This is a genomic window from Cyanobium gracile UHCC 0281, assembly GCF_034931305.1.
GTDB lineage: Bacteria > Cyanobacteriota > Cyanobacteriia > PCC-6307 > Cyanobiaceae > Cyanobium > Cyanobium gracile_A.
The window spans coordinates 1-6,006 of the sequence record NZ_JAYGHY010000092.1 but is presented as its reverse complement, the minus strand read 5'-3'; the positions used below and the strand labels follow the sequence as shown (position 1 = coordinate 6,006).

Below are 6,006 nucleotides of genomic sequence, written 5' to 3'. Positions count from 1 at the left end.
ACCGGCTGCTGTTCGCCGAGGGCGGGGCGCGGCTGCTGGTGAGCGTGGCGCCCGAACAGGAGGGGGCCTGGCGCGCCGCCCTGGCCGAGTTGGGTGCGGCGGTGCCGGCCCAGCTCCTGGGCCGCGTGACGGCGGATGGGCGCCTGGGCGTGGCCCGCGGCGGTCAGCCGCTGCTGGAGCTGGCGGTGGAGCAGCTGCGCGACACCTACGAGCAGGCGATCCCAGCACGGTTGCGGAAAGCCGGGCCTCCACCCGACAGGTAATGGGCGAAGATGAAGCTTCCCCCATGGTGAGACGCCCCGTGCCCTGCGCCGATCAACGCGATGCGCAGAACCCGCTGATCACCCCTGGAATCACCGAGAGCGACCGCCCCGACAAGCCGGAGGAGGCCTGTGGCGTGTTCGCCGTCCTGGCGCCGGGTCAGGCGGTGGCCAACCTCACCTACTTCGGGCTCTACGCCCTGCAGCACCGGGGCCAGGAGTCGGCCGGCATCGCCGTCTTCGACGATGTGAAAGTGCGGCTGCACAAGGACATGGGCCTGGTGAGCCAGGTCTTCGACCAGGAGATGTTGGAGCGGATGCCGGGCCAGCTGGCCGTGGGCCACAACCGCTATTCCACCACCGGCAGCAGCAAGGTCTGCAACGCCCAGCCGGTGGTGCTGATGACGCGCCTGGGGCCGCTGGCCCTGGCCCACAACGGCAACCTGGTCAATGCGGCGGAGCTGCGGGCTTCGCTCGACCACCTGGCCGGGGAGTTCACCTCCACCACCGACTCGGAGCTGATCGCCTTCGCGCTGCAGGAGGCGGTGGATTCCGGCCTGGGCTGGAACGCGGCGATCCGGGCGGCGGCCGCCCGCTGCCGCGGCGCCTTCAGCCTGGTGATCGGCACCCCCGACGGCCTGTTCGCCCTGCGCGACGGCCACGGCATCCGGCCGCTGGTGTTCGGGATGCTGGGCGAACCGGAGCAGGGCCAGTGGGTGGCCAGCAGCGAGAGCTGCGGCCTCGACATCATCGGCGCCACGTTTGTTGACGATGTCCAGCCCGGTGAGCTGATCCACTTCCGCCAGGCCGACCCGATCCCCGAGCGGCAGCGCTGGTGCGAGGAGCCCAGCAAGCTGTGCGTCTTCGAGATGATCTACTTCGCCCGGCCCGACAGCCGCTTCTTCGGCGAATCGCTCTACAGCTACCGGGTGCGGATCGGTGAGGTGCTGGCCCGGGAGAACCCGGTGGCGGCCGACATCGTGATCGGTGTGCCCGATTCGGGCATCCCGGCGGCGATCGGCTATTCCCACACCAGCGGCATCCCCTTCGCCGATGGCCTGATCAAGAACCGCTACGTGGGCCGTACCTTCATCCAGCCCACCCAGGCGATGCGGGAGGCGGGCATCCGCGTGAAGCTCAATCCGTTGCCCGATGTGCTCTCCGGCAAGCGGGTGGTGGTGATCGACGACTCGATCGTGCGCGGCACCACCAGCCGCAAGCTGGTGGCGGCTCTGCGGGATGCCGGTGCCACCGAGGTGCACATGCGGATCAGCTCCCCCCCCGTCACCCACCCCTGCTTCTACGGCATCGACACCGACACCCAGGACCACCTGATCGCCGCCCGGCTGACGCTCGAGGAGATCGAGCGGCACCTGGGGGTCGACTCGCTCAGTTACCTGAGCAAGGAGGGCATGGTGGAGGCGGCCCAGGCCAACTCCAGCCATTTCTGCACCGCCTGCTTCGACGGCCAGTACCCGATCGAGATGGATGAGGAGGTGCGCAACAGCAAGCTGATGCTCGAGCCCACCGGCCTGGCGGCACGGGTGTAGGCCCAGCGCCGGCCGCACCATGCGCATCGCTTTTCTCGATTCCTGGCTGCAGGACGTGGCCGAGGGCAGCGGCACGGCGGCGGCCATCGGCGGACTGGCCGGGGCCCTGATCGCCCGGGGCCACACGGTGGAGCGGCTGGTGCCCGAGGGGGCCTGGCCTGGAAATCTGTTGCTGCGCCGGCTCTGGTTCAACCTCACCCTGCCCAAGCGGTTGGCTGCCGCCGAGGGTCGCTACGACCTGGTGGTGGGCTTCGACATCGACGGCTTCCGGGTGGCGCACCGCTGCCCGGTGCCCTACGTGTGCTGCATCAAGGGGGTGCTGGCGGAGGAGTCGCGCTGCGAGAGCGGCTGGCCGCGGCGGATGCTCTGGGGCCTGTCGCGGCTGGAGCGGCTCAACGCCCGCCGGGCGCCGCTGGTGCTCTCGACCAGCCGCTACTGCTGCGAGCGCATCGAAGAGCACTACGGCGTGCCGGCCGGGCGGCTGCGGCTGGTGCCGGAGGGGATCGATACCGGGCTCTGGAACCTGGCGGGCGAGGACGCCGCCGCCCTGGCCGCTTTGGATGCGGCCCGAGAGCCCCGCACCGTGCTGTGCGTGGCGCGCCAGTACCCGCGCAAGCGGGTGGGTGATCTGATCACGGCCTTCCAGAGCGTGCACCAGCGACTGCCGAGTGCCCGGCTGGTGGTGATCGGCGATGGGCCTGAGCACCGGGCGCTGCAGGAGTTGGTGCAGCGGCTGGAGCTGGGCGCGGCGGTGCAGCTACTGGGGGCCCTGGCCGACGACGGTGAGGTGCGGGACTGGTACCGCCGCAGCGCGGTGTTCTGCCTGCCGTCGATCCAGGAGGGCTTCGGGATCGTGTTTCTTGAGGCGATGGCCAGTGGGCTGCCGGTGGTGAGCACCACGGCCACGGCGATCCCGGAGGTGGTGCCCCACGGCCGGTCCGGCCTGCTGGTGCAGCCGCGGGATCCGGCGGCGCTGGCCGAGGCAATTCTCAAACTGCTCACCAATCCCGAGCTGCAGGCCCGCTGCCGTGCCTACGGCCGCGCTCATGTGGGGGCGTTCAGCTGGGACCGGGTGGCGGAACGGTTCCTGGAGGCGGTGTCGCCACAGGCGTCGGCCGGATCGTGACCAGGCCGCGGCTGCGGCCCGAGGTGCGATCAAGGGTGCGGATCGCGGCCCAGAGGTCGGCGACGGGGACCCACACCGAGGGGTAGCGGTAGCGGGCCACATCGAGGATCAGCACCCGATCGCTGGGGGCGTGGAAGGCGGCCAGGGGGGCGATGTGGCCGCCGCCGGCCTGGCCGAGGGAGGGCCGGTCGTAGTTGGCGAGCAGGCGGTCGCCGGGCTGGCTGAGGTTGCGGCGCAGCAGGGCACGGAACTGCTCCAGGGTCAGCTGGTCGCCGTGGATCGCTTCGGCCTTCACCCCATGAGCCGCCAGCAGGCCGGCCAGCTCCGCCAGGGTCATGCCCTGGCGCCGCACCACATCGGCGCTCACCACCGTGCTGCCCGCCGGCACCTCGAAGACGTTCTCCTGGGTCCAGAAGCGGTAACGGCCGTAGCCCGGCACGGCCGGGGCGGGCACGGCGAGGCTGTTGAGCACCATGGCGGCGCTGGCCACGCCGCAGTAGGCGAGGTTGGCCTGGGTGAGGAACTGCTCGGCCAGGGGGCCGTAGTCGGCCCGCGCCCCGCTGCCCACCAGAAGGTCGATGCCGGCTGGCTGCATCAGGGGGATCGGCGCCGCCGCGACCCTTCCGGTTGCAAGTGGCAGCGCCAGCGACAGCGCCAGCGACAGCGCCAGCAGCGCCAGGCCGCGGAAGGGTGTTCTGCTGCGCGTCATCACAGTTGCTGTGGGCCCCGGGGTGGGTGTGACTGGGCTTGAAGGTAGGTGGCGGCTCGGCCCGGCGTGGGATCAGCCGAGCTCCAGGCAGGCCAGGCCATAGACGTCCGCCAGCGACACCGCTGGCGGGTCGCCCCGGTACATGCGCAGCGTGCGGGAGACAGGGGTGAACCCCATCTGCTCCAGCAGCGGGGCGGCGACGGGATTGGCGCCGGGGGCATCGATCAGTGCCGTGCCCGGGTGGCGCTGCAGCAGGCCCTCCAACAGGGCACGGGCGGCGGCGGGGCCATCGGCCACCAGGGGGCCGAGGCGCCAGCCTTCGCCGCTGGGCAGCAGGCAGGGGCGCACCCGGCCGAAGCCGTGGCAGACGCCGGCGCGATCCATCAGGGCCAGCACCGTGCCGGCCGGATGCTGCAGCCACTGGCGCAGGAAGTGGGGGCGGGGCGAGGGTTCCCGCTGGGCATCGAAGCGCTGCACTGCGGTCGCTGAGATGGCGCCGCCCTCCAATAGGCACCAGGGGGGCTCCGGCGCGGCCGGCGGCGGGGCTGGGTTGTCGCCGGCGGCGAGCCGTTGCCAGCGGGTGGTGGGGGAGGCGGGCGCGAAGCCCCAGCTGGCGTAGTCGTCGATCCGGTCGGGGGCGGCCTCCAGGCCGATGCAGAGCACGTCAGCCAGGTGCTCCAGGGCGTGGCGCCACAGCTGCACCCCGTAGCCCCTGCCCCGCTGGGCGGGCACCACCAGGAACAGGCCGATGAAGCCGCAAGAGTCGTTGTAGCGGACCCCGGCGATGCACCCCACAGGCTCGTCGCCGAGCCAGCCCACCCAGAGGCCCTGGCGATCGGTCTGGCGGTAGATGGCCACATCGCCCACGCCCGGCGCGAAGCCCTCCTGCCGGGCCCAGCCGGTGACGGTGGGGATGTCGGCGCTCTGCAGGGGGCGGATGGCGAGGGGGGAGGGGCTGGGGAGGTGGAGCGCGCTCACCAGATCGTCTCCAGCTCTGGAATGGCGCGGAGCTGCTCGTCGGCGCTGATCAGGGGCCGGCGGCCCTGCAGGGCCGTGGCGCCGATGAGGCGGTCGGCCGGGTCGCCATGACGGAACTGGGGGCCTCGGGAGAGCAGGGCGATCTCGGCGGTGATCGGCAGCACTTCCAGCCGCAGGGCTTCGAGCAGGCGGCGCAGGTAGAGGGCCGGCGGCACGTCTTCCGGCAGGCTCAGGCGTCCACGTTCGTGAAGCAGGGCCAGCTCCCAGAGGCTGATGTCGGCGATGGCCAGCTGACCCTGGGCGCGCCCCTGCTCCAGTGCCGTCGCGGCGCGCCGGGACAGCCGGGCCGGCTCATGGGCCCAGAACAGCAGGACATGGGTGTCACAGATGGTCAGCATCACCGGTGCCTTCGAGATCGGCGTCGCCATTGGCGATCGAGGCGACGACATCCGCCAGCGTGACGCTGCCGCCCAGCCCCTCCAGCCAGAGGCGGGCCTCCTCGGCAGGGTCGTGTTCCGGCTCGATCCGGGCAATCACCCGGCCGTGGGAGGTGACCTGAATCGTTTCCCCGGCCTGCACGCGCTTGAGGTAGGTCGGCAGGTTCTGGCGCAAGTGGGTCACGGAGACGCGCGCCATGAGGGTGTCTGTACATGGGGTCTGTACAGATTAGGGCGTGTGTGGATGGGGTTGGGACCGGCGGGGGAACTCTCAAGAAACCCCATACAAGCGAGGCCATGGCCGACGCCCGCCGTTCCCCCGGCCTGATCCAGCGCTATCGCGAAGAGCTGCAGGTGCGCCATTACGGCTCCTGCGGTTTCACGGCAGGCGCCACCCCCGCGAGATGGGCAGCGCCGAGGTGAACGCCTTCCTGAGCCACCTGGCGGTGGACCTGCAGGTGAGTGCCTCCACCCAGAACCAGGCGCTGGCGGCGCTGCTGTTTCTGTACCGGGAGCTGCTTGAGCGCGACCTGGAGCTGGAGGGGGTGGTGCGGGCGCGGACACGGCGCCGGTTGCCGGTGGTGCTCAGCGAAGCGGAGGTGCGGGCGGTGCGCCAGCGACTGGAGGGCGAGGCGGCTCTGGTGGTGGGGCTGCTCTACGGCAGTGGCCTCCGGTTGATGGAGGCGCTGCGCCTGCGCGTGAAGGATCTCGATGTTCAGCGCCGTGAGCTCACGGTGCGCGACGGCAAGGGCGGCAAGGACCGGCTGACGGTGCTGCCGCAGAGCCTCTTGCCCGAGCTGCAGGAGCATCTGCTGAAGGTTGAGGTGGTCTGGGTTTTCTGGACAGGGCCCATCGTTAACCTGTGAGGCGGGGCACCTCCCCTGAGAGGGGGCTCCCACCCATGAGCAAACGCCGCACCCATAGCCCCGAGTTCAAGGCCAAGGTC

General features: G+C 71.2%; 7 protein-coding genes and 1 pseudogene. 4 read left to right on the top strand and 4 right to left on the bottom strand.

Annotated elements, in window-relative coordinates:
• The 3 genes and pseudogenes from VB739_RS15870 to VB739_RS15860 form a co-directional block, all read left to right on the top strand.
• Window positions 1–263 (top strand): annotated as a pseudogene (locus VB739_RS15870) (phosphoribosylformylglycinamidine synthase II); the annotation flags it as partial.
• Between the two features lie 23 nt (window positions 264–286).
• Window positions 287–1,810, top strand: a complete 1,524-nt coding sequence (gene purF, locus VB739_RS15865) for an amidophosphoribosyltransferase (RefSeq protein ID WP_323357992.1) — start codon at window positions 287–289, stop codon at window positions 1,808–1,810.
• A 19-nt stretch (window positions 1,811–1,829) separates the two neighbouring features.
• The gene (locus VB739_RS15860; RefSeq protein WP_323357991.1) at window positions 1,830–2,936 is read left to right on the top strand and encodes a glycosyltransferase family 4 protein; all 1,107 of its coding nucleotides are present in this window, start codon (window positions 1,830–1,832) and stop codon (window positions 2,934–2,936) included.
• Here the strand turns inward: VB739_RS15860 and VB739_RS15855 are convergent.
• From VB739_RS15855 to VB739_RS15840, 4 genes are all read right to left on the bottom strand, one after another.
• Complete coding sequence (locus VB739_RS15855; protein WP_323357990.1) at window positions 2,869–3,645, bottom strand: phytochelatin synthase family protein; 777 nt, start codon at window positions 3,643–3,645, stop codon at window positions 2,869–2,871. The genes VB739_RS15860 and VB739_RS15855 overlap by 68 nt on opposite strands.
• Before the next feature lie 72 nt (window positions 3,646–3,717).
• Window positions 3,718–4,623, bottom strand: a complete 906-nt coding sequence (locus tag VB739_RS15850; RefSeq protein WP_323357989.1) for a GNAT family N-acetyltransferase — start codon at window positions 4,621–4,623, stop codon at window positions 3,718–3,720.
• Window positions 4,620–5,021: a type II toxin-antitoxin system VapC family toxin gene (locus VB739_RS15845; protein WP_323357988.1), complete on the bottom strand. Its 402-nt coding sequence runs from the start codon at window positions 5,019–5,021 to the stop codon at window positions 4,620–4,622. Before VB739_RS15845 ends, VB739_RS15850 begins: the two co-directional genes overlap by 4 nt.
• Window positions 5,005–5,259, bottom strand: a complete 255-nt coding sequence (locus VB739_RS15840) for a type II toxin-antitoxin system prevent-host-death family antitoxin (RefSeq protein ID WP_323357987.1) — start codon at window positions 5,257–5,259, stop codon at window positions 5,005–5,007. Before VB739_RS15840 ends, VB739_RS15845 begins: the two co-directional genes overlap by 17 nt.
• Window positions 5,260–5,464: 205 nt before the next feature.
• On the opposite strand from VB739_RS15840, the gene VB739_RS15835 reads away from it, so the two are divergent.
• The gene (locus VB739_RS15835) at window positions 5,465–5,926 is read left to right on the top strand and encodes a phage integrase N-terminal SAM-like domain-containing protein (RefSeq protein ID WP_323357986.1); all 462 of its coding nucleotides are present in this window, start codon (window positions 5,465–5,467) and stop codon (window positions 5,924–5,926) included.
• Window positions 5,927–6,006: the final 80 nt, after the last annotated feature.

Coding starts and splice junctions, on each gene's coding strand:
- purF (WP_323357992.1), top strand. CDS start 287: ATGGTGAGACGCCCCGTGCCCTGCGCCGATCAACGCGATGCGCAGAAC.
- VB739_RS15860 (WP_323357991.1), top strand. CDS start 1,830: ATGCGCATCGCTTTTCTCGATTCCTGGCTGCAGGACGTGGCCGAGGGC.
- VB739_RS15855 (WP_323357990.1), bottom strand. CDS start 3,645: ATGACGCGCAGCAGAACACCCTTCCGCGGCCTGGCGCTGCTGGCGCTG.
- VB739_RS15845 (WP_323357988.1), bottom strand. CDS start 5,021: ATGCTGACCATCTGTGACACCCATGTCCTGCTGTTCTGGGCCCATGAG.
- VB739_RS15840 (WP_323357987.1), bottom strand. CDS start 5,259: ATGGCGCGCGTCTCCGTGACCCACTTGCGCCAGAACCTGCCGACCTAC.
- VB739_RS15835 (WP_323357986.1), top strand. CDS start 5,465: ATGGGCAGCGCCGAGGTGAACGCCTTCCTGAGCCACCTGGCGGTGGAC.